At 69.4% G+C, this 22317-nt stretch carries 21 protein-coding genes; 13 read left to right on the top strand and 8 right to left on the bottom strand.

Annotated elements, in window-relative coordinates; genetic code table 11:
• The first annotated feature begins 17 nt into the window (after nt 1-17).
• On the top strand, nt 18-860 hold the full coding sequence (locus tag ACXJLU_RS11010) for a carbohydrate ABC transporter permease (protein ID WP_457330785.1): 843 nt from the start codon (nt 18-20) through the stop codon (nt 858-860).
• A 510-nt stretch (nt 861-1370) separates the two neighbouring features.
• Here the strand turns inward: ACXJLU_RS11010 and ACXJLU_RS11005 are convergent.
• Nucleotides 1371-2732, bottom strand: a complete 1362-nt coding sequence (locus ACXJLU_RS11005; RefSeq protein WP_457330745.1) for a TAXI family TRAP transporter solute-binding subunit — start codon at nt 2730-2732, stop codon at nt 1371-1373.
• Nucleotides 2733-2830: 98 nt separating this feature from the next.
• On the opposite strand from ACXJLU_RS11005, the gene ACXJLU_RS11000 reads away from it, so the two are divergent.
• Both ACXJLU_RS11000 and ACXJLU_RS10995 read left to right on the top strand, forming a co-directional pair.
• Nucleotides 2831-3553, top strand: coding sequence for a response regulator (locus tag ACXJLU_RS11000; protein ID WP_457330783.1), 723 nt, complete (start codon nt 2831-2833; stop codon nt 3551-3553).
• Nucleotides 3550-4863, top strand: a complete 1314-nt coding sequence (locus ACXJLU_RS10995) for an ATP-binding protein (protein WP_457330743.1) — start codon at nt 3550-3552, stop codon at nt 4861-4863. Before ACXJLU_RS11000 ends, ACXJLU_RS10995 begins: the two co-directional genes overlap by 4 nt.
• Here ACXJLU_RS10995 and ACXJLU_RS10990 read toward each other — a convergent pair.
• The 4 genes from ACXJLU_RS10990 to ACXJLU_RS10975 are packed head-to-tail and all read right to left on the bottom strand — an operon-like array spanning nt 4856 to nt 8971.
• Nucleotides 4856-5884, bottom strand: coding sequence for a VWA domain-containing protein (locus ACXJLU_RS10990; protein ID WP_457330741.1), 1029 nt, complete (start codon nt 5882-5884; stop codon nt 4856-4858). The two genes, ACXJLU_RS10995 and ACXJLU_RS10990, sit on opposite strands and share 8 nt — an antisense overlap.
• Nucleotides 5881-6858, bottom strand: coding sequence for a DUF58 domain-containing protein (locus tag ACXJLU_RS10985; protein ID WP_457330739.1), 978 nt, complete (start codon nt 6856-6858; stop codon nt 5881-5883). Before ACXJLU_RS10985 ends, ACXJLU_RS10990 begins: the two co-directional genes overlap by 4 nt.
• The gene (locus ACXJLU_RS10980; RefSeq protein ID WP_073464610.1) at nt 6858-7862 is read right to left on the bottom strand and encodes an AAA family ATPase; all 1005 of its coding nucleotides are present in this window, start codon (nt 7860-7862) and stop codon (nt 6858-6860) included. The genes ACXJLU_RS10985 and ACXJLU_RS10980 overlap by 1 nt, the downstream gene beginning before the upstream one ends.
• A 26-nt stretch (nt 7863-7888) precedes the next feature.
• Nucleotides 7889-8971, bottom strand: a complete 1083-nt coding sequence (locus tag ACXJLU_RS10975; RefSeq protein WP_457330737.1) for a S1C family serine protease — start codon at nt 8969-8971, stop codon at nt 7889-7891.
• Between the two features lie 143 nt (nt 8972-9114).
• Here ACXJLU_RS10975 and ACXJLU_RS10970 point away from each other — a divergent pair, with 143 nt between their 5' ends.
• The 7 genes from ACXJLU_RS10970 to ACXJLU_RS10940 all read left to right on the top strand — a co-directional run bounded on the left by ACXJLU_RS10970 (nt 9115) and on the right by ACXJLU_RS10940 (nt 16893).
• A complete protein-coding gene (locus tag ACXJLU_RS10970) occupies nt 9115-9939 on the top strand; it encodes a TatD family hydrolase (protein WP_457330735.1) in 825 nt (274 codons plus the stop codon).
• Nucleotides 9940-10470 carry a DNA-deoxyinosine glycosylase gene (locus ACXJLU_RS10965; RefSeq protein WP_457330733.1) on the top strand — a complete coding sequence of 177 codons (531 nt, stop codon included), beginning with the start codon at nt 9940-9942 and terminating at the stop codon, nt 10468-10470.
• Between the two features lie 19 nt (nt 10471-10489).
• A complete protein-coding gene (locus ACXJLU_RS10960; RefSeq protein WP_457330731.1) occupies nt 10490-11260 on the top strand; it encodes a spermine/spermidine synthase domain-containing protein in 771 nt (256 codons plus the stop codon).
• Nucleotides 11257-13062 carry a GspE/PulE family protein gene (locus ACXJLU_RS10955; RefSeq protein ID WP_457330729.1) on the top strand — a complete coding sequence of 602 codons (1806 nt, stop codon included), beginning with the start codon at nt 11257-11259 and terminating at the stop codon, nt 13060-13062. The genes ACXJLU_RS10960 and ACXJLU_RS10955 overlap by 4 nt, the downstream gene beginning before the upstream one ends.
• A 124-nt stretch (nt 13063-13186) precedes the next feature.
• On the top strand, nt 13187-13648 hold the full coding sequence (locus tag ACXJLU_RS10950) for a tripartite tricarboxylate transporter TctB family protein (protein WP_457330727.1): 462 nt from the start codon (nt 13187-13189) through the stop codon (nt 13646-13648).
• Nucleotides 13649-13661: 13 nt separating this feature from the next.
• Nucleotides 13662-15173 (top strand): tripartite tricarboxylate transporter permease, encoded by a 1512-nt coding sequence (locus tag ACXJLU_RS10945; RefSeq protein ID WP_457330725.1) that lies wholly within the window; start codon nt 13662-13664, stop codon nt 15171-15173.
• A 94-nt stretch (nt 15174-15267) separates the two neighbouring features.
• Nucleotides 15268-16893, top strand: coding sequence for a gamma-glutamyltransferase family protein (locus ACXJLU_RS10940; protein ID WP_457330723.1), 1626 nt, complete (start codon nt 15268-15270; stop codon nt 16891-16893).
• 44 nt (nt 16894-16937) lie between these two features.
• On the opposite strand, the gene ACXJLU_RS10935 is transcribed toward ACXJLU_RS10940, so the two are convergent.
• Together ACXJLU_RS10935 and ACXJLU_RS10930 are read right to left on the bottom strand one after the other, a co-directional pair.
• Nucleotides 16938-17336 (bottom strand): hypothetical protein, encoded by a 399-nt coding sequence (locus ACXJLU_RS10935; RefSeq protein WP_457330721.1) that lies wholly within the window; start codon nt 17334-17336, stop codon nt 16938-16940.
• A gap of 162 nt (nt 17337-17498) precedes the next feature.
• On the bottom strand, nt 17499-18449 hold the full coding sequence (locus tag ACXJLU_RS10930) for a GlxA family transcriptional regulator (protein ID WP_457330719.1): 951 nt from the start codon (nt 18447-18449) through the stop codon (nt 17499-17501).
• 113 nt (nt 18450-18562) lie between these two features.
• Here ACXJLU_RS10930 and ACXJLU_RS10925 point away from each other — a divergent pair, with 113 nt between their 5' ends.
• Nucleotides 18563-18865 carry a putative quinol monooxygenase gene (locus ACXJLU_RS10925; protein ID WP_073464973.1) on the top strand — a complete coding sequence of 101 codons (303 nt, stop codon included), beginning with the start codon at nt 18563-18565 and terminating at the stop codon, nt 18863-18865.
• A 215-nt stretch (nt 18866-19080) separates the two neighbouring features.
• Nucleotides 19081-19701: a transglutaminase-like cysteine peptidase gene (locus tag ACXJLU_RS10920; protein WP_457330717.1), complete on the top strand. Its 621-nt coding sequence runs from the start codon at nt 19081-19083 to the stop codon at nt 19699-19701.
• Here the strand turns inward: ACXJLU_RS10920 and ACXJLU_RS10915 are convergent.
• Nucleotides 19659-20339 carry a GNAT family N-acetyltransferase gene (locus ACXJLU_RS10915; RefSeq protein WP_457330715.1) on the bottom strand — a complete coding sequence of 227 codons (681 nt, stop codon included), beginning with the start codon at nt 20337-20339 and terminating at the stop codon, nt 19659-19661. The two genes, ACXJLU_RS10920 and ACXJLU_RS10915, sit on opposite strands and share 43 nt — an antisense overlap.
• A gap of 172 nt (nt 20340-20511) precedes the next feature.
• On the opposite strand from ACXJLU_RS10915, the gene ACXJLU_RS10910 reads away from it, so the two are divergent.
• Nucleotides 20512-22308, top strand: coding sequence for a DUF885 domain-containing protein (locus tag ACXJLU_RS10910; RefSeq protein WP_457330713.1), 1797 nt, complete (start codon nt 20512-20514; stop codon nt 22306-22308).
• Nucleotides 22309-22317 lie beyond the last annotated feature (9 nt).

Below are 22317 nucleotides of genomic sequence, written 5' to 3'. Positions count from 1 at the left end.
AGCCCGATTCGCAGGGCATGGACTACCTGCAGACGCTGCCGCGGCGCTGGGTCACGGTCTACATCCCGCTCGGCATCTTCGTGTTCGTGCTGCTGTTCCCGTTCTACTGGATGGTGGTGACCTCGTTCAAGCCGAACGAGGAGCTGCTGGCGCGCACCGGCAACCCGTTCTGGATCGTCAAGCCGACGCTCGCGCATTTCCACAAGCTGCTGTTCGAGACGGCGTACCCGGAGTGGCTGTGGAACACGGTGCTGGTGTCGGTCACGTCGACGATCCTGTCGCTGGTGGCCTCGGTGCTCGCGGCGTATGCGATCGAGCGGCTGAGGTTCCAGGGCGCGAAGCCGGCGGGCGCGGCGATCTTTCTGGCGTACCTGGTGCCACCGTCGATCCTGTTCATTCCGCTGGCGGCGATCATCTTCCAGCTCGGGCTGTTCGACACGCGCATGGCGCTGATCCTGTCGTACCCGACCTTCCTGATCCCGTTCAGCACCTGGCTGCTGATGGGCTACTTCCGCTCGATCCCGTACGAGCTGGAGGAATGCGCGCTGATCGATGGCGCGAGCCGCTGGCAGATCCTGATCAAGATCGTGCTGCCGCTGGCGGTGCCGGGGCTGATCTCGGCCGGGATCTTTGCCTTCACGCTGTCGTGGAACGAGTTCATCTACGCGCTGACCTTCATCTCGTCGTCGGAGATGAAGACGGTGCCTGTTGGCGTGATCACCGAGCTGGTGGAGGGCGACGTCTACCACTGGGGGTCGCTGATGGCGGGGGCGTTGCTGGGGTCGCTGCCGGTGGCGTTCATCTACTCGTTCTTCGTCGAGCACTATGTGTCGGGGATGACCGGTTCGGTGAAGGAGTAGGCAGGAGTTGTGTGCGGCGCGGCGGGTGAGGGGATGGGCTGGGGGCTCATGCCGAGGCGGTCGGCGCCCCCGGGGGGGCACCGACTCCACGAAGAAGCTCGGCTCCGTGGGTGCATCGCCAAACTCCCTCCACTCACTTCGTTCGTTGTGGTCAAACAGTGGCGATGAGTATGTTCACGAAGCGCGCTGGCGCGCGCCACCCACGGACCCGAGCTTCTTCGTCGCCTCAGAAATCGCCCCCAGCCCATCCCCTCACCCGCCGCGCAACACCGCCCGCTCTGGTTGGGGGAAAAGATTGAAGTGACCGACGAGCATGCGAGCGCCTGCACGCTCGTCGGTCACTTCAATCTTTTCCCCCAAACACGATGCGGCGGTGCCGCAAAGGCGCGGGCAGGGAGGCTGGGGAGCGCCAATCAGGGCGGAGGGGAGTCATCGCCCCGCCWGGGGCGATGACCGCACCGACCGGCGAGCCCCAGCCTCCCTGCCTGCGCCTTTGCTCGCAGGCAATACTCAGCCAGTAGGATCCTGCCCCGCCTCATCCAGCCTTCGCCGCACCATGTTGATGTGGCTGCGCAGCGAGTACAGCTCGTCCGCGTAGCTCAGCGGCACCGTCACGTTGCCGACCCTCGTTTCGATCTTGTCCAGCTCCGAGCGCAGCTCGTCGTTCGGCCGCACGCCCTGACCATCCTCCACCGCCCGCAGCTGCCCGTACCAGCGGAAGATCCGCGAGCGGATGCGGAACTGGTACAGCGGCGGCACCACGCGCGACATCGGGATCAGGATCGCGACGATCGACACCAGCACCACCCACATGCGATCGATCAGGTTGGCCAGCCAGAACGGCAGGTAGCGCTGCAGCAGCGGCGCGCCACTCGTGTAGAAGCGCTGCGCCTCGGCCGCCAGCGGCCGCTCGGTACCGCGCGCGTTCGGAAAATCGCCCTTGCGCTGGAACCAGCCTGCCGGTCCGTGGATCTTGGCCGCCGCCTGAACGAACAGCTGAATCAGCGCCGGGTGCAGATCCTCGCGCGCCACCAGCGTCGCGGTCGGCGCGATCAGCCGCACGTCGCCCGGCGGCACATCACCGGCCAGGTCGACCACGCCGCGCGGCAGCAGCACCGGCGTCAAAAAGGCGAAGCGCCTCGAGTACGCGTCGGCCTGCGCAAAGTCGAACAGCTTCACCCCCGGCGTCTGCAGCAGCATCTGCACCATCAGCGCCTCGGGCGCCGACGCGAACACGATCGCATCGGTCTCGCCGCCGAGGAACTTCACGACCGCATCGGTCTGCTCGTCGTGCAGCAAGGTCATCGTCGCGGCATCGATGCGGTTGGCATCGAGCAGCTTGCGCATCAGGTTGGGCGCGCCGCTGCCGCGCGCGCCGGAATCCACCTTCCAGCCCTGCTGCAGCTGCGCGAGGCTCGTCAGCGGCACGCCCTTCAGCAGGCGCTGCGCCGACTCCTCGCGGTAGAACAGCCACACCGGCTCGAAGAACAGGCTGCCCAGCGAATTGAGGTCTTCGTCGGCCGCGGCATTGGCGGCCGCGTTCTTGCGCGATTCGCCGGCACCGCCCTGCGTGAACGCGATGTCCACACCCGAGGCCGGGTCGCGCAGCAGCTTCAGGTTCTCGGCCGCACCGTGCGTGCTGCGCAACTCCACCTGGATGCCGTAGCCCTTCAGGTACTCGGCATAGCGCTTGCCGAACTCGGCATACGCTCCCTGCTCGACACCGGTGGCCAGCACCACCTTGCGCGGCGGCGTCGGGTCGAGGAACCAGTAGGCGACCACCAGCAGCACCAGGGTCAGGAAGACGAACGGGCCGGCGGTCGCCAGCAGGTCGCGGAACGACAGCAGCGTATTGCGAAGGACTTTGGGCATGAGGCGTTGTTTCATCATCGGCAGCCGGAACAATAGCGCCTGAATCGGCTCCCCTGTGAGCGCGGTATGCTTTTTGTTGTGACTGACGTGGGCCCTTGATGCGACTGCTGCTGGTGGAAGACGACCCGATGATCGGCGAAAGCCTGCGCAATGCGCTGCGCCTCGAAGGCTTCGCCGTCGACTGGGTGCGCGATGCGTCCGCGGCCGACGGCACGCTGGCGAGCGAACGCTTCGACCTGGTGCTGCTCGACCTGGGCCTGCCGCCCGGGCGCGTGCCGCTGGCCGAAGGCGCCGACGCCGGCGGGCTYGGCGTGCTGCGCGCGCTGCGTGCCCGCCACGACAGCACGCCGGTCATCGTGCTGACCGCCCGCGACGGCGTCGGCGACCGCGTTGCCGGCCTCGACGCCGGCGCCGACGACTACCTCGTCAAACCATTCGAACTCGACGAGCTCAGCGCCCGCATGCGCGCCGTGCTGCGCCGCCACAGCGGCCGGGCGCAGCCGCTGCTCAGCCACGGCGGCGTCACGATCGACCCGGCCACGCGCCAGGTGACGCGCGACGGTGTGCCGGTGCTGCTGTCGGCGCGCGAGTTCGCGGTGCTCGAAGCCTTGATGCTGCGGCCCGGTGCGTTGCTGTCGCGCGCCCAGCTCGAAGACCGGCTGTACGGCTGGGGCGAAGAGATCGAGAGCAACGCCGTCTCGGTCTACATCCACCAGCTGCGGCGCAAGCTGGGGGCCGACTTCATCCAGAACATGCGCGGTGTCGGCTACTACGTCGGCACGCCCGGCGGCCCGGCCACGCCGCAGGCGGGCGGCGCTTGAAGTCGATCCGCCTGCGCCTGCTGCTGGCGCTGCTCGCGATGCTGGTGGTCGCCGCCGCGGTGATGGGCGCGATCACCTACCGCAGCGTGCTCAGCGAGACCGAGGCGCTGTTCGACTACCAGCTGCGCCAGATGGCGCTGTCGCTGCGCGACCAGGGCGAGATCGCGCCGGAGCAGATGAACGCGCTGGCCGACGAGCAGTTCGATTTCGTCGTGCAGATCTGGAGCGTCGACGGCCGCCGCATCTACGCGACGCGCGACCACCCCGACCTGCCGACCCGCGTGCTGCTCGGGCTGGCCACCGTGCAGGCCGGCGCCGATGGCGCCGGCCCGGCCTGGCGCACCTTCAGCGTGGCCACCGGCGCGCGCGTGATCCAGGTGGCGCAGCCGGCGCAGATCCGCAAGCGGCTGGCGGCCGGCGCGGCGCTGCGCAGCGTGGCCCCGCTGCTGCTGCTGGCGCCGGTGATGGCGCTGGCGATGGGCTGGATCGCGGCGCTGACGCTGCGCCCGCTGCGCCGTGTCGCCGCGCAGCTGCGCGAGCGCGGCGAACAGTTGCTGGAGCCGCTGCCGCAGCACGGCTTGCCGGACGAGGTGGCGCCGCTGGTCGGTGCGCTGAACGCGCTGCTGCAGCGCCTCGGCCATTCGCTGGACACGCAGCGCGCCTTCGTCTCGGACGCGGCGCACGAACTGCGCTCGCCGCTGACGGCGCTGAAGCTGCAGCTGGAGCTGCTGAAGCGCGCACCCGACGACACGCACCGCCATCAGGCGATCGAGGCCTTGAGCCACGGCATCGAGCGCTCGGCACGGCTGGTCGAGCAGCTGCTGACGCTCGCGCGCACCGAACCCGGCGCCGCCCCCGCGGCCGCCGAGCCCGTCGACCTGGCCGAGGTGGTGCGCCAGGCGCTGGTCGACACCGCCGCTTTCGCGCTGTCGCGCAGCGCCGACTTCGAACTGTTCGCCGACGAACCGGTGATCGTGCAGGGTGACCGCAACGCGCTGTCGGTGCTGGCGCGCAACCTCGCGGACAACGCGGTGCGCTATTCGCCGCCCGGTTCACGCGTCGAGCTGCGCGTGGTGAGGGAGGAGGGCGCCGCGATCCTGCAGGTCGACGATGCCGGCCCCGGCATTCCGCCCGCCGACCGCGAGCGGGTTTTCGACCGCTTCTACCGCCGCGCCGAGCACGAAGAGTCAGGCACCGGCCTCGGCCTTGCGATCGTGCGCGGCGTCACGCAGCAGCATCGAGCGAGCGTGACGCTCGGCGAGTCGCCGCTCGGCGGCCTGCGCGTCATGGTGCGTTTCGCGGCTACATGACCCGGCCGAACCACCAGACCGACAGGGTCGCGGCCACCAGCACCAGCACCGCCCCCAGCGCCGCGAACAGGCTGCTGACCTCGGTCTCCTTCTTCTCGACCATCAGCCGCGAACTCAGGCTCTGGTAGACCTTCTTCAGGTCGGTCGCGGTGCCGGCGTAGAAGTACTCGGCGCGCGTCAGGTTGGCGATGTTCTTCAGCGTTTCCTCGTCGAGCCGCACCCGCATCGACCAGCCTTCGAAGCCGATGGTCTCGCCTTCCTTGGTGCCGATGCCCACCGAGTACACCTTCACGCCGCGGTCGGCCGCCATCTTCGCGGCGTCCAGCGGGTCCGGCCCGGTGGTGCGCTGGCCGTCGGTCAGCAGGATCACCGCGGCCGACGCGTACGAGCCCGGCGCGACCGGCACGAAATCCTGCTTCGGCTTGTCGCTCGGGCCGAGCGGCATGTTGCGCTGGCCGGTGATCTGCGACAGGTCGATGCCGGCTTCCGGAAAGATCGTCGCGAGCGACAGCACGATGCCGCTGCCGATCGCGGTGCCGCGCTGCAGCTGGAAGCGGTCGATCGCGGCGACCACGTCCTCGCGGCTCTGCGTCGGCGGCTGCACCACGGCGGCGGTGCCGGCGAACGACACCACGCCGACGCGCACACTGCGCGGCAGGTCGATCAGGAAGGACTTGGCGGCCTCCTGCGCGGCGGTCAGCCGGTCGGGTTGCACGTCGGTGGCGCGCATGCTGCCGGAGACGTCCATCGCGAGGATGATGGTCTCCTGCTGCAGCGGCAGCGTCACCACCGCCATCGGCCGCGCGGTGGCGACCAGCAGCGCACCGAAGGCCAGCAGCAGCAGCGCCGGCGGCACGTGGCGCCGCCAGCCGGGGCCGCCGCCTTGCGCCTGCTTGACGATGGCCAGGCTCGCGAAGCGCAGCGTCGATTTCTTGCGCTTGTTCAGCAGCCACAGGTACAGCAGCACCAGCAGTGGAATCGCGAGCAAAGTCCACAGGAGATCAGGCCACACAAAGGTCATGCGGCGCTCCTCGCAGCCAAGGGCCGCAAATGCGTCGCCATGCCGCCGCCGTGCGAGGCCCGCGCGCGCTGCCGGCGCAACTCGACGAAGCGCAGCAACGCCTCGCCCAGGTCGTCGTCGGTGGTCAGCTCGAGCGTGTCGACGCCGGCGCGCGCAAAGGCGGTGTGCAGTTCGTCCTCGCGCGTCTCGGCGATGCGCGCGAAGCGCTCGCGGAAGCCCGGGTCGTGGGTGTCGACCAGCAGCTGCTCGCCGGTCTCGGCGTCCTGCAGCGTGACGAGGCCGAGGTCCGGCAGGTCGAGCTCCATCTCGTCGTACAGCCGCACCGCCAGCACCTCATGGCGCTGCGCGAGGCGCGCCATCGCGTCGGCCCAGCCGGGCGCGCTGATGAAGTCGGAGACGATGAACACCATCGAGCGCCGCGGGATCATCGTCGCGGCGCGGTGCAGCAGGTCGCCGAGCCGCGTCTCGGCCTTTGCGGCGGCCTGCGGCGCCGCATGCGCGCGCAGCCGCTGCAGCAGGTTCAGCACATGGCTGCGGCCGGTGCGCGGCGGCAGCACGGCGTCGACCTCGCTGCCATAGAACACCGCGCCGACGCGGTTGCCGTTGCGCGTCAGCAGGCGCGCCAGCACGGTGACGAACTCGGCCGACACGCTGCGCTTGCTGCGCTGCGCCCCGAAATCGATGCTGCCGCTCAGGTCCAGCAGGAACCAGGCGCTCATCTCGCGGTCTTCGGTGAACTCGCGCACATGCGGCACCTGCAGCCGGGCGGTGACGTTCCAGTCGATGTGGCGCACGTCGTCGTGGTGCTGGTACTCGCGCAGGTCGGCCAGGTCGAGCCCGGTGCCGCGCCACAGCGTGCGGTAGTCGCCCTGCAGCAGGCCGTCGAGCCGGCGGATCACGGTCCACTCCAGCCGGCGCAGCACCGCGTCGGCCGTGGGGGCGGTCGCCGCCCCGTCCTTTGCCGTCCCGTCCATCAGCGCCCCGCTTCTTCCGCGCGGTGGGCCATCGGCTTGTCGGGCTTGGGCACCTTCTGCACGATCTTGTGGACGATCTGGTCGGCGGTCAGCCCGTCGGCCAGCGCCTCGTAGCTCAGCACCAGGCGGTGGCGCAGCACGTCGGGCACCAGGTCGAGCACGTCGTCGGGCAGCGCGTAGGTGCGCCCGCGCAGCAGCGCCATCGCGCGCGCGCCCTCGATCAGCCCGATGGTGGCGCGCGGGCTGGCGCCGAAGCTGATGAACTTGCCAAGGTCCGGCAGGCCGTAGCGCGCCGGGTTGCGCGTCGCGCTGACCAGCCGCACCGCGTACTGCATCAGCGCCGGGTCCACGTACACGCTGCGGCAGCGGTGCTGCAACTCGGCCAGCTGCTCGGTGCTCGCGACCGGGCTCACCGTCACCGGGTCGCCGGTGACGCGCTCGACGATCACGAACTCCTCTTCCTCGCTCGGGTAGCCGACCAGCACCTTCATCATGAAGCGGTCGACCTGCGCCTCGGGCAGCGGGTAGGTGCCCTCGGTCTCGATCGGGTTCTGCGTGGCCATCACCAGAAAGGGCGAGGGCACCTTGTGCGTCTCGCCGGCGATCGTCACCTGGCGTTCCTGCATCACCTCCAGCAGCGCGCTCTGCACCTTGGCCGGCGCGCGGTTGATCTCGTCGGCCAGCAGCAGGTTGGCGAACACCGGACCCAGCGAGGTCGCGAACTCGCCGGTCTTCTGGTTGTAGATGCGGGTGCCCACCAGATCGGCCGGCACCAGGTCGGGCGTGAACTGGATGCGCTTGAAGCTGCCGCGCAGCGTGGTCGCGAGCGTCTTGACCGTGATCGTCTTCGCGAGGCCCGGCACGCCCTCGACCAGCAGGTGGCCCTGCGCCAGCATCGCGACCATCACGCGCTCGAGGAACTTGTCCTGCCCGACCACCACGCGCTTGATCTCGTACAGCAGCCGCTCCATCAGGGTGGCGGTGTTCGGCGTGTCCTGGTCCATGAAGTCTCCGGGAAGGGCAATGAAGATCAGAACGGCGGCATGCCCGCCGCGCCGGCGGCGCTGTCGATCGGCACCGCGAAGCCGATGCCGATGAAGGTGCGGTGCTCGGTCGGGTTCAGGATCGCGGTGACGATGCCGACCACCGAGCCGTCCATCGTCACCAGCGGGCCGCCGGAGTTGCCGGGGTTGGCGGCGGCATCGAACTGGATCAGGTTGTTCAGCAGCCGCTGGCCCTGCGGCGAGCGGAAGTCGCGCTTCAGCCCGGAGATCACGCCACCGGAGACCGACGGCCCGATGCCGAACGGGTAGCCGACGGCGATCACCTGGTCGCCGGCCTGCAGGTCGGAGGCGGAGCGCATCGTCGCGGCCTGCAGGTCGTCGGGGATGCTCTTGGCGCGCAGCACCGCCAGGTCGTGCTCGGGCTCGATGCCGACCACCGTCGCATCCGACTCGAAGCCGTCGGCAAAGGTCACGCGCAGCTTCTTCGAGCCCTGCACCACGTGCAGGTTGGTCAGGATGGTGCCGTTGTCGATGATCACGACGCCGGAGCCGGTGGAGGTCGACAGGTGCGGCTCGCCGGGCTCGGGCGTGTCGGATGCCGTCTGCTTCTTGCGGTCGCCCGGCACCGGTTTCGCGGCCTTCGGCAGCGGCACCGGCTTGGCGCGTTTCGCGTCGGGCATGGCCTCGGCCTTCGCGGGGTCGGCTTCGTCGCCGTCGCTGCCGACCACGCGCACCACCGACGGGCGGATGATCTCGTAGGCCTTCGCGTAGGCGGACGGCAGCGGTTCCTTCTCGAGCGAGTGGCGCACCGCGGCGTCGATGTCGGCCTGGGTCAGCGCGCGGGCGCCCGGGTTGAGGGCCTGCCAGGCGGCCACGCCGCCGAGCACCAGGATCGCGCCCGAAAGACCCCACAGCATGCGTTCATGGCGGCCGAACCAGCGGCGCCAGCGGGCCGGCGGCTGGGCCGTCGCCGCGACCGGCGGCGGCAGGGTGGCGGGATCGGTGGATGGCGCCACCGCAGTCACCGGCGATGCCGGTGCGTCGGGCGCTGCCGAGACGGCACCGGCGGGTGCCCGCCGAGAGCGGCTGTAGAGCGGAGCCTGTCTCATGCCTGCCTCCTGCGATGGCAGTCGGCACATGGAGATACAAAACTGTGCCGAACGCTGACGATGGCGTCACCGTAACACGGAGTCGACGGCTGTGCACGTGCTGAGGTACTACTTGACGTGCCGGGCAAGGCATCATCCGGGGGATGCGCTGGATCGACTCCCATTGCCACCTCGACGCCCCTGAATTCGATGCCGACCGCGACGCCGTGGTGCAGCGCGCACGGGCGGCCGGCGTCACGCAGCAGGTGCTGCCGGCGGTGATGGTCGGGAATTTCGAGACGGTGCGGGCGCTGGCTCACCGGCACGGGCTGGCGTATGCGCTGGGCATCCACCCGCTGTGCGTCGACGCGGCCGGCGACGGCGACCTGGCGCTGCTGCGGCAGGCGCTCGAACGGCACATCGGCGACCCGCGCCTGGTGGCGGTCGGCGAGATCGGGCTGGACCATTTCGTGCCCGGCCTCGACCAGGCGCGCGGCGAGCACTTCTTCGCCGAGCAGCTGAAGCTGGCGCGCGAGTTCGGCCTGCCGGTGATCGTGCACGTGCGGCGCTCCGCCGATTCGCTGCTGAAGCACCTGCGGCGCATCGAGGTGCGCGGCATCGCCCACGCCTTCAACGGCAGCGCGCAGCAGGCCGAGGTGTTCATCGAGCTCGGCTTCAAGCTCGGCTTCGGCGGCGCGATGACCTTCGACCGCGCGCTGCAGATCCGCCGCCTCGCGCAGACGGTGCCGGCCGAGTGCCTGGTGCTGGAAACCGATTCGCCCGACATCCCGCCGCACTGGCTGTACCGCACCGCCGAGGAGCGCGCGGCCGGCGCCACCTCGCGCAACGAGCCGGCCGAGCTGGCGCGCATCGCCGAGGTGCTGGCCGGGCTGCGTGGGCTGTCGTTGAACGACTTGTCGCAACTGACACGCGACAACACGCACGCCGCGCTGCCGCGGCTCGCAGCTCTGGCAGACTCGCCCGCCTAGATGACCACACCTGAGACGCCCACCTCCGTCGAAGAGCCCGGCCTGCTGCAGGGCCTGCCGCCGGTGATCGGCCCGCGCACGCGACTGGTCGTGCTGGGCAGCTTCCCCGGCGTCGCGTCGCTGCAGGCCGGCCAGTACTACGCCCACCCGCGCAACCACTTCTGGCCGATCCTGTCGGCGCTGTGGGAGGTCGACCTGCGGGCCTTGCCCTACGACCGGCGCATCGACGAGATGCGCGAGCGCGGCCTGGGCCTCTGGGACGTCTACGCCCACTGCCGCCGCGAGGGCAGCCTCGACAGTGCGATCGAGGATGCGCAGTACAACGACCTCGCCGGCCTGAAGCGCCTCGCGCCCGGCCTGCAGGGCATCGCCCACAATGGCGGCGAATCGGCGCGGGCGATGCGCTTCACCGCGACACTCGGCGTGCCGGTGACGCGCCTGCCGTCGACCAGCCCGGCCAACGCGTCCTGGAGCTTCGAGCGCAAGCTCGACGCCTGGCGCGCCGCCTTCGAAGCCTGTGGAATTGCCTGATCCCGAACCGCTGCCCCCGATGCCTTCCCGCCCGAAATCCGAACCCGAACTCGTCCCCGCAACCCTCTCCGAGGCCGACGGCGTGCGCTACCTGCACCTCGGCACGCCCTGGGTGCAGGGCGCGATGCGCGTGCGCAAACCGAACGTGATCGAGCTCGACTACGTGCAGCGCATGATGGTCTGGCTGCTGCTGATCGAACCCGAGGCGCTGGGCGAGGGCCATGCGGTGCAGCTCGGCCTGGGGGCCGCGGCGATCACGCGCTTCACCCGTCACATGGGCATGAAGACGACGGCCGTCGAGCTGAACCCGACCGTCATCACCGCCTGCCGGCTGTGGTTCAAGCTGCCGGCAGACGACGACCGGCTGCAGGTGCTGAACCAGGATGCCGGCCTGTGGGTGGCTGATCCGAAGAACGCGGGCAGCGTGCAGGTGCTCTGCGTCGACCTGTACGACCACGAGGCCGCCAGCCCGGTGCTCGACGACGACGCGTTCTACCGCGCCTGCCACCGCGTGCTGGCCGATGGCGGCGTGATGACCGTCAACCTGTTCGGCCGCGACGCGAGCTACGAGCAGAGCGCGGCGCGCATCGCCGGCGCCTTCGGCGAGGCCTCGGTGTGGAGCATGCGGCCCACGCGCGAGGGCAACACCGTCGTGGTCGGCATGAAGGGGGTGGGACTTCCGTCCCGTGAAGTGCTGGCCGCGCGTGCCGACAACATCGAGGACCGCTTCGACTTGCCGGCGCGCAAGTGGCTGCGGATGATCCGAAACCCGAACGGGGCGACCCCATGACCGCAGCGGCATCCACGAAACACCCGAAGGGCGACAAGGCTGCCGCCACGCACCCGCGAGGCCGCCTGGAGTGGCGGCGCCTGCTGCACTGGCTGCTCGAAGACGGGCTGATCAACCGCGACGACCACGACCGCACCGAGAAGCGCTTTGCCGCCGCCGAAAGCGTGCAGCACCCGCTGGTGCGGCTGGGCAGCGCCGGCCTGTCGAACCCGGCCGGCAAGCCGTTCGACACCGAGATGCTCACCGAATGGCTGGCCGTCCGCATCGGCATGCCGTACATGCGCATCGATCCGCTGAAGGTCGACGTGGGTCGCGTCGGCGACGTGATGTCGATCAACTATGCCGAGCGCCGCCGCGCGCTGCCGCTGCTGTTCGGCGCCCAGGACGTGACGGTGGCGACCAGCGAGCCCTTTGATATCGCCTGGGCGCCCGAGATCGAGGCCCACACCCGCAAGACGCTGCGGCTGGTGCTGGTGAACCCGGTCGAGGTGGCGCGCTACACGACCGAGTTCTACACGCTGTCGCGCTCGGTGCGCGCGGCCGCCAAGAACGGCGAGAACTCGGCGGCCGCGAGCTTCGAGCAGCTGGTGGAACTGGGGCGCAGCAACAAGCAGCTCGATGCCAACGACCAGGGCGTCGTGCAGGTGGTCGACTGGCTGTGGCAGTACGCCTTCGACCAGCGCGCGAGCGACATCCACCTCGAGCCGCGCCGCGAGCTGAGCCTGATCCGCTTCCGCATCGACGGCGTGATGCACACCGTCTACCAGCTGCCGCCCGGCGTGATGAACGCGATGATCGCGCGCGTGAAGCTGCTCGGCCGCATGGACGTGATCGAGAAGCGCCGCCCGCTGGACGGCCGCATCAAGACGCGCAACCCGAACGGCGACGAGGTGGAAATGCGGCTGTCGACGCTGCCCACCGCCTTCGGCGAGAAGATGGTGATGCGGATCTTCGACCCGGACACCGCCGTCAAGTCGCTCGACGCGCTCGGTTTCGGCAGCCACGATGCGCAACGCTGGGAAGGGCTCACCGCGCGGCCGCACGGCATCATTTTGGTGACCGGGCCGACCGGTTCGGGCAAGACGACCACGCTGTATTCGACGCTGAAGCGGCTGGCGACCGACGAGGTGAACGTCTGCTCGATCGAAGACCCGATCGAGATGATCCAGCCCACCTTCAACCAGACGCAGGTGCAGCCGGCGCTCGACCTCGGCTTCGCCGAAGGCGTGCGGGCGCTGATGCGGCAGGACCCCGACATCATCATGGTCGGCGAAATCCGCGACCTCGAAACCGCCGAGATGGCGATCCAGGCCGCGCTCACCGGCCACCTGGTGTTCAGCACGCTGCACACCAACGACTCGGCGTCGGCGGTGACGCGGCTGGTCGACCTGGGCGTGCCGCCCTACCTGATCGGCGCGACCGTGATCGGCGTGCTCGCCCAGCGCCTGGTGCGCGGGCTGTGCCCGAGCTGCAAGCAGCCCGATGACGCGGTGACGGCCGAGACGCTGAACGAGGTGATCAAGCCGTGGCGCATCAACGGCAAGGCGCGGCCCTACAAGCCGGTGGGCTGCCTCGAATGCCGCATGACGGGATTCCGCGGCCGCGTCGGGCTGTACGAGCTGCTGACGCTGAACGATGCGTCGCAATCGGCGATCCACCCGGTGCCCGATGCGTCGAAGCTGCGCCAGCTGTCGCTGGCCGAGGGGCTGCGGCCGCTGCGGCTGGCCGGCGTCATGAAGGTGGCCGAGGGCGTCACCACGGTCGACGAGGTGCTGCGCTCGACGCCGGCCTGGGATACCTGACGACACCTGCGGACACAGTGCGCTACGTGTAAACCACACACGGGGCCTGGAGTGCGCTGCCTAGAATCAGCCGCAAGCTGTAACAGACAGCGTCACGCCAAAAGCAGAACACGAGGAGCTATCCGTGAAGATCAAGAGCCAACGGGACTTCTGGTCCGGTTTGATGTTTGTCGTTGTCGGCGTGGTCTTCGCCGTCGGCGCGACCAACTACAGCATGGGGACCTCGGCGCGGCCGGGCCCGGGCTACTTTCCGCTGATCCTCAGCGTGTTGATGGCGCTCCTGGGCGCGTTCGTGCTGTTCAAGTCGCTGACCATCGAGGTCGAAGGCGGCGACCCGATCGGCGCCTTTGCTTGGCGGCCGCTGCTGGTGATCGTCGCGTCGATCGCGGTGTTCGGCGCCGCGCTGCCGCGCCTGGGCCTGGTGATCACGGTGCCGATCCTGATCCTGATGACCAGCCTCGCCGGCGATGAATTCAAGTGGAAGGGCGTCCTTGCGACGGCCATCGTGCTCACCGTGGGTTCGTGGGCGATCTTTGTGCTCGGGCTGAAGCTGGTCATCCCGATGTGGCCCTGGTTCGTGGGCTGAGAAGGAAAACACCATGGACTTGTTGGGAAACCTCGCGCTCGGCTTCAGCGTTGCCTTCACGGCGCAGAACCTGATGTATGCGTTCTTCGGTTCGGTGCTGGGCACGCTGATCGGCGTGCTGCCCGGGCTCGGCCCGGTGGCCACCATCGCGATGCTGCTGCCGTCGATCTACTCGCTCGACGCCACGCCGGCGCTGATCATGCTGGCCGGCATCTACTACGGCGCGCAGTACGGCGGCTCGACCACCGCGATCCTGATCAACGTGCCGGGCGAATCGAGCTCGGTCGTGACCGCGATCGACGGCTACCAGATGGCGCGCCAGGGCCGCGCCGGTTCGGCGCTGGCCGCGGCCGGCCTGGGCTCGTTCTTCGCGGGCTGCGTGGGCACGATCATCATCGCGGCCTTCGCGCCGCCGCTGACCGAGCTGGCCTTCAAGTTCGGCCCGCAGGAGTACTTCTCGCTGATGGTGCTGGGCCTGATCGGCGCCGTGGTGCTGGCCTCGGGCTCGCTGATCAAGGCGATCTCGATGATCATCCTCGGGCTGCTGCTCGCGCAGATCAACACCGACGTGATCTCGGGCACCGCGCGCTACAGCTTCGACATCCCCGAGTTGACCGACGGCATCGGCTTCGTCGTGATCGCGATGGGCGTGTTCGGTTTCGGCGAGATCATCTCGAACCTGGGCATGCCGGCCGAGCACCGCGAGGTGTTCACGAAGAGCGTGAAAGGCCTGTGGCCGACCAAGCAGGACTTCAAGGACGCCTGGCCGGCGGTGCTGCGCGGCACCGCGCTGGGCTCGATCCTGGGCGTGCTGCCGGGTGGCGGCGCGCTGCTGGCCTCGTTCGCGGCCTACACGGTCGAGAAGAAGTCGCGTGGGCGTCCCGGCGAGGTGGCTTTCGGCAAGGGCAACATCCGCGGCGTCGCGGGTCCCGAATCGGCGAACAACGCCGGCGCGCAGACCTCGTTCATCCCGATGCTGACGCTGGGCATTCCGCCGAACGCGGTGATGGCGCTGATGGTGGGCGCGATGACGATCAAGGGCATCCAGCCCGGCCCGCAGGTCATGACGAGCAACCCGCAGCTGTTCTGGGGCCTGATCGCGTCGATGTGGGTCGGCAACGCGATGCTGGTGATCCTGAACCTGCCGCTGATCGGCATCTGGATCAAGCTGCTGACGGTGCCCTATCGCTTCCTGTTCCCGGCGATCACGCTGTTCTGCTGCATCGGCGTGTACACGCTGAACAACAACACCTTCGACGTCTACATGACGGCGGCGTTCGCGGTGGTGGGCTACCTGTTCTACAAGCTGAGCTGCGAGCCGGCACCGCTGCTGCTGGGCTTCATCCTCGGGCCGATGATGGAAGAGAACCTGCGCCGGGCGCTGCTGCTGTCGCGCGGCGACTGGGGCACGTTCTTCGTGCGGCCGCTGTCGGCCGGCCTGCTGGCCGCCGCGGCGCTGATGATCGTGATCGTGCTGTTGCCGTCGATCAAGAGCAAGCGCGAAGAGGCGTTCCAGGAGGAATAGCGCTCTTCCAGTCAAAACACAGGCCGCCTCGAGCGGCCTGTTTCTTTTGGCGCGCGGCGGGCATCATCCGCGCATCACTTTCAAGGCGCTGCACATGACGACAGGGAATCACTTCGACTGGAGCGCGGGCTACACCAGCCAGCGCCTTCCGGTGTTCGGCCGCAACGTGGTGTCGACCTCGCACCCGCTGGGCGCGCAGGCCGGCCTGCGCATGCTGCTGAAGGGCGGCAATGCGGTCGATGCGGCGATTGCCGCGGCGGCCGCGATGACGATCGTCGAGCCGGTCAGCAACGGGCTCGGCTCCGACGCGTTCTGCATCCTGTGGGACGGCCAGGCACTGCACGGCCTGAACGCGAGCGGGCGCGCGCCGGCCGCCTGGACGCCCGACTACTTCCGCGCCAAGTACGGCCGCGACGCCAAGACGCCGCCGGTGCGCGGCTGGGACAGCGTCACGGTGCCCGGCGCCGTGGCCGGCTGGGTGGCGCTGAGCGAGCGCTTCGGCAAGCTGCCGTTCGCCGACCTGCTGGAGCCCGCGATCGAGATCGCCGAGCGCGGCTACGCGGTGCCCACCGTCGTGCAGCAGAAGTGGTCGGCCGCCGTGCCGGTGCTGGAGCAGCAGCCGGGCTTCGCCGAGACCTTCATGCCGCGCGGCCGCGCGCCGAACCTGGGCGAGCTGTTCCGCTTGCCCGGCGCCGCGAAGACGCTGCGCCTGATCGCGCAGACGCGCGGTGCCGCGTACTACGGCGGCGAGATCGCCGAGGCCGCCGCCCGCCACGCGAAGGCGCATGGCGGCGCGATCCGCGTCGAGGACTTCGCGGCCTACCAGCCGGAGTGGGTCGACCCGATCGGCAAGGCCTACCGCGAGCACGTGCTGCACGAGCTCCCGCCGAACGGGCAGGGCATCGCGGCGCTGATCGCGCTGGGCATTTTGTCGAACTTCGACGTCGAGCGGCTGGCGGTCGACGGTGTCGATTCGCAGCACCTGCAGATCGAGGCGATGAAGCTGGCGTTCGCCGACCTGTACCGTTTCGTCGCCGAGCCGGGCAGCATGGAGGTGACGGCGGCGCAGATGCTGGACGACGCCTACCTCGCGTCGCGCGCGAAGCTGATCGACATGAAGCGCGCGCAGGATTTCGGTGCCGGCAACCCGGTGAAGGGCGGCACCATCTACCTGAGCGCGGCCGACGAGAGCGGCATGATGGTCAGCTTCATCCAGAGCAATTTCATGGGCTTCGGCTCGGGCGCGGTGGTGCCGGGCTACGGGTTGTCGATGCAGAATCGCGGGCACGGCTTCAGCCTGGCCGACGGCAGCGCGAACCAGGTGGCGCCGGGCAAGCGGCCGTTCCACACGATCATCCCGGCGTTTCTCACGCGCGATGGGCAGCCGCAGATGAGCTTCGGCGTGATGGGCGCCAACATGCAGCCGCAAGGCCACCTGCAGACGCTGGTGCGCATGCTCGACTACCGCCAGCACCCGCAGGCCGCCTGCGATGCACCGCGCTGGCGCTTCAACCAGGGGCTGGAGATCAACGTCGAGCGCGCGATGAACCCGGCGACGGTGCAGGGCCTGACGGAGCGCGGCCATCGCGTGGAGGTCATCAACGACTCGTACCAGGATTTCGGCGCCGGCCAGTTCATCTGGCGGCTCGGCGACCCGGGCAGCGAAGGGTATGTGGCGGCCAGTGATGCGCGGCGGGACGGGCAGGCGGCGGTGTTCTGAACTTGGCGAGTCCGGAACGTGAGGCCTGTTGCGCAAGTATCTCTTCAGGAAGTTTGAAGGTAAGCCTTGCTTGTCTCGGTGCAAAGCTGATGGTGTTGAACCTGATATGCGCTTTGTAGGCCTTGCGGCAGTTTGTAGGTGAATGCCCTGAGTTCGTTGCATACAAGTTGGGCTTGCGTTGCGCACGTTCGTGCCAATGCTGGATCTCTCGCCTGGGACGCCTCTTCGTACTCTTCGAGAAGGCCTCTCACCTGCGCAGCAAGACGATCAATCTCTGCCACGACTCTTGCTGCTGCTGCTTCGACTTCTGCGGCTGAGCGGACCTCGCGAACCGTCGCCTGAATGGGTTTCGTCTTACTTTCCTGAGTTTGAGACGGTGCACTTGGTACCTCGACGGGATGGATGTTGAACAGTTGGTTCAAGCGAGGGTTGTTCGGATTCATTCGTTGCTCCTGGACAGTCGCTGGCGATGACGATCACCGCGCGATGCACGACTTGAGCTTGAGTGGCCGACTTCGCAAGATGGATCCGCTTCGAGCACAAATGGATCTCGGGAAACGCCAATCAAAGGACCGCGTCCGACACATCCCGGATTGGCGTCCGGGCTACGAATTCCCGCGGATCTCGCGCACGCCGCGGCCCAGGCGGCGGCGCAGCAGCGTGCGCAGCGTCACCCCGTCCGCATAGCCGACCTCGGCCGCGATCGCGTCGACGCTGTCGCGGCTGGTCTGCAGCCGGTGCACCGCGAACTCGACGCGCAGGTCCTGGAAGTACGACAGCGGCGTCTTGCCCAGCACCCGCTGCAGCCGCCGCGCCAGCGTGCGTTCGCTGCTGCCGATGGCCCGCGCCGCATCCGGCAGCGAAAAACCCTGCGCCAGGTTCGAGCGCGCCCAGGCCTCGTAGCGCTCGATCAGCGGATCGGCATGCGCGAGGTGGTCGCTGATCGCGTACGCCGCCTGCGACGGCCGCCCGTCGATCATCAGGTAACGCGCGACGATGCCGGCCGAGGCCGGGCTCAGCTGGCGCAGCAGCCACAGCGCGAGATCCAGGTGGGCCACCGCGGCACCGGCGGTCACCAGGCTGCCCGATGGCACCAGCATGCGCGATTCGTCGAGTTCGACCCGCGGGTACCGCTGCCGGAAGAACGGCGCCAGCCACCAGGTGGTGGTCGCCTGGTGGCCGTCGAGCGCGCCGGAGGCCGCCAGCATGAAGGTGCCGGTGCAGGCCGCGGCCAGCCGGCTGCCGCCCGCACCGCGCTCGCCCAGCAGCTCGATCGCATCGCGCACGTCGGCACGCTGCAGCGCGGCACCCAGTGCCTCGGGGGTCTTGCTGCCCAGCGCCGGCGCCACCAGCACGTCGGGCGGCGGGCCTTCGTGCGCCGGCTGCACCGGCACGCGCAGGCCGTGATGGGTGAAGACGCGCCGCCGCACGCCGACCGGCCTCACCACCAGCGGCGCCTGGTCGGGCATCAGCTCGTTGGCGGTGCCGAACACGTCGAGCAGCGCCGCGAGCCCGGTGTCGAACACGCCGTCCAGCACCAGGATGTCGATTCTCATGATGGCAGGAACGGTAGCATGAATGTCGATTCTGCCAATAGGTCCGCAGGCGCCGCCGGCTCACACTCCGCTTCACCCGATCCGGGTCGATCCATCACTTCCAGGAGAACGTCATGACGGTCCACAAGGCATTGCTCGCACGACTCGAAGCCAAGCCCGGCAAGGAGGCCGCGGTGCAGGACCTGCTCGTGAGCGCCCTCGCGCTCGCGAACCAGGAGCAGCAGACGACGGTGTGGTTCGCGCTGAAGCTGGGGCCCTCGAGCTTCGGCATCTTCGATGCGTTCGCCGACGAGGCCGGACGCCAGGCCCACCTGGGCGGCGCGATCGCGCAGGCCTTGATGGCGAAGGCGCCGGAACTGCTCAGCCAGCCGCCGCAGATCGACCCGGTGGACGTGCTGGCGGCCAAGCTCGCCTGAGCGTCGCGGGGTCCGCGCGGCGGATCCTCACTATTGAGGATCCCCTGCTGCCGAAGATGGGCGCAAGATCGCGTTTCGCCCGTTCATTCGGGTATCGACGTGGGGCCCTTACCGTGGGATCGATCGCGTCTGGCGTTGCTTGCCCACGACGTGGGGCAATCTGTCTGGCATCTCTGCATCGGACGTCCTCATTGCGGCGGCATCGTCTCGCCCCAATGACATCCATTCGCCTTCTTGCCGCACTGCTGTGCGGATTGCTCACAGTCGCCGCGTCGCCGTCGGCGGCGGCCGAGCCGACCGATGAACCCGTGTTGCTCGCATCGCTCAACGTGTCCGTCAACCATCGCATCGTGTACGACGGCGAGCCTCGGCGCAGCGATCCGGCCGCGCCCTGGGCCGCGCCCGGCGAGGTTCGCGAGCGTGGCAGCGGCGACTGCGTCGACTACGCGGTGGCGAAGTACTTCAGCCTGGTCGCCGCCGGGCTGCCCGCCGCGCAACTGCGCATCGCGTACGTCGAGGCGCAGGCCGGCGGGCCGGACGGGCACCGGCAGCGCCACATGGTGCTGGCCTGGTTGCCGCCGGGCGAGGCGGACGGCGATCCGCTGATCCTCGACAACCTGGTCGATGCGGTGCATCCGCTGTCGCGGCGGCCCGACCTGCGCGTGCTGATCAGCTTCAACGCCGAAGGCATCTGGGCCGGCCTCGAGCGCGGCCGGCCGGCACGCGACGCGCGCCGCATCACCGCCTGGGCGCGCGTGCTCGACCGCATGGATTCCATGCGGCCGGCCATCGCCTACAGCCTCGACAGCACCCGCACCGTCACCGGATCGAGGTGATCGCGGAAGCCCATGCGCAGGTAGAGCGCATGTGCCGCCTCGTTGCTGCACATCACGTGCAGGAAGGGCGTCTCGCCGCGCATCACCTGGCGTCGAATGAGCTTGTTCATCAGCTTGCGCGCGAGGCCCCGCCCCTGGAACTCCGGGTGGGTGCACACGCCGCTGATCTCGCGGAAGCTGCCGGCGTTGGAGCGCTCGCCGGCCATCGCGACCAACCGGTCGCCGTCGAAGCAGCCGAAGTACTCGCCGAGCTCGATGGTGCGCAGGCCGAACGGCCCGGGGCGGGTCAGCGTCGCCAGTTCCATCGCCTGCGCCGCGTGCTCGGGGTCGAGCCGAATGGCTTCCGGCAGCAGGTCGTCCGGCGGCGCGTCGCCGCGCCAGACCATGCGGTGTATCGCCGCCTCGACGACCAGCTGCCAGTCGCGTGGCACCGGGCCGCGCCAGTCGGCAACGTAGAGGTGCTCGCCGAGGTCGCAGTGGGGTGAGAGGCCGTCGAAGTCGGGCCGCTCCAGGTCGCTGAAGGCGAAGATCGGCGAGAGGCCGGGCGCGTAGCGCCGCGCGCGTGCCGAGCCGACGGAGAAGTGCTGTTGCGGGCCGCTGAGCGCGTGCCAGAAGACGTTGTCGAGGTGGGAGTCCATTGGCAGACGATACGACAGTCGCGTGGCGGCCGGGGGCAGGGTGGCATGCGAAGGCTGGACTCCTGACACGCGACCGAACACTCCTGACAGTTTCGTGCAGGCCGTGGGCGTAACCTGCCGCGCTTGCCATGCACCTTCGTGCGCACTACCTCCGTTGCAAGGACGCTCCGCCATGATCCTGAACCGAACCTTGTGGGTCGCCGCCCTGAGCGGCGTGCTGGCCCTGTTCCAGCCCCCCGTCGACGCCGCACCGGCCTCCGCCCGCGACGCCACGCCAGGGGCAGCGCTCGCGACACTCGCCAGTCAGTACTACGACGAGCAGGCCCGGCTCGATCCGGTCTACACCGCGACGCTGGCCGGCGACAACCGCTTCGACGACCAGCTCCCGCTGAGCATCGCGCCGCGCGAGCGCAAGCAGCGCTTCGCGATGTACCACCGCATCGAGCGGCGGCTGGCGGCGATCGATCGCGCGCAGCTGTCGCCTGCCGACCAGCTGACGCACGACCTGCTGGCGCGCGAGCTGCGCACCCGCATCGGCTTCGAGGCCTTCGACGATCACCTGCTGCCGCTGCAGCAGCTCGATTCGATCCCGGTGCTGCTGGCGACCTTCGGCAGCGGCCAGGGCGAGCAGCCGCTGAAGACCGTCGCGCAGTACGACGCCTACCTGAAGCGCATCGCGCGCCTGCCGGCCTGGGTCGACCAGGCCATCGCCAACATGCGCGAAGGCATGCGCCGCGGCATCGTGCAGCCGAAGGCGGTGGTGGTGGCGATGCTCGGCCCGCTGCGCCCGCTCGGGGATGGGGCGCTCGCGACGAACGCCTTCTACGCACCGATCCGCAACCTGCCGGCCTCGTTCAGCGATGCAGACCGTCGCCGGCTGACGGCCGCGTACCGCGACGTCGTGACGCACCGTGTGGCGCCCGCGATGCGCAAGCTGACCGCGTTCGCCGAGGGCGACTACCTGGCCGCGGCCCGCAGCACCGACGGCTGGGGCGCGCTGCCGAACGGCGCGGCCTGGTACCGCCAGTGGGTGCGCGACCAGACCACCACCGAGCTGGGGCCGGACGAGATCCACGCGATGGGGTTGGCCGAGGTGGCGCGCATCCAGGGCGAGCTCGCGAAGGTGGCGCCGCAGCTCGGCTACGACGGCGATCCGAAAGGCCTGCTCGGCTGGGTGCGCACCAACCCGACGTTCCTGCCTTACCGCAGCGAGGCCGAGATCCTGCAGGCCTACCGCGGCATCAACGAGCGCGTGAAGGCCAGCCTGCCGCAGCTGTTCGGGCGGGTGCCGAAGGCGCCGCTGGAGATCCGCCCCGAGCCCGAGCTGACGAAGGACTCGGCCTCCGACCACTACTCGCTGCCGGCGGAGGACGGCTCGCGGCCCGGCATCTTCTGGGCGGTGATCCACGACCCTGCTGCCTACGACAAGACGACGATGACGGCGCTGTTCCTGCACGAGGGCCAGCCGGGGCACCATTTCCAGATGGGCCTGCTGCAGGAGCTGACGCTGCCCGAGTTCCGCAAGCGGGTCTGGATCAATGCGTTCGGCGAAGGCTGGGGGCTGTATGCCGAGACGCTGGGCCGCGAGATGGGGCTGTACGACGATCCGGCCGCATGGGTCGGCGAGCTGCGGCTGGAGATCGCGCGTGCCGCGCGCCTGGTCGTCGACACCGGCCTGCATGCGAAGGGCTGGAGCCGCGAGCAGGCGATGGCGTACTGGCAGGCCAACGTCGGCGCATCGCCCGAGCAGGCGCGCAACCAGATCGAGCGCTACATGGCCTGGCCGGCCCAGGCCCTGGGCTACAAGATCGGCTCGCTGAAGATCCAGGAACTGCGTGAGCGGGCGAAGCAGGCGCTGGGCGATCGCTTCAGCATGCCGGCCTTCCATGACGCGGTGCTGGCCGAGGGCGGATTGCCGCTGTCGGTGCTCGATGCGCAGATCGACCGCTGGATCGCGAGCCGGCGCTGAGGGGGCAGG

The sequence above is a fragment of the Rhizobacter sp. P5_C2 genome (genome assembly GCF_054049715.1).
The sequence above is the reverse complement of the archived record's forward strand: the minus strand, read 5'-3'. Positions and strand labels throughout refer to the sequence as shown.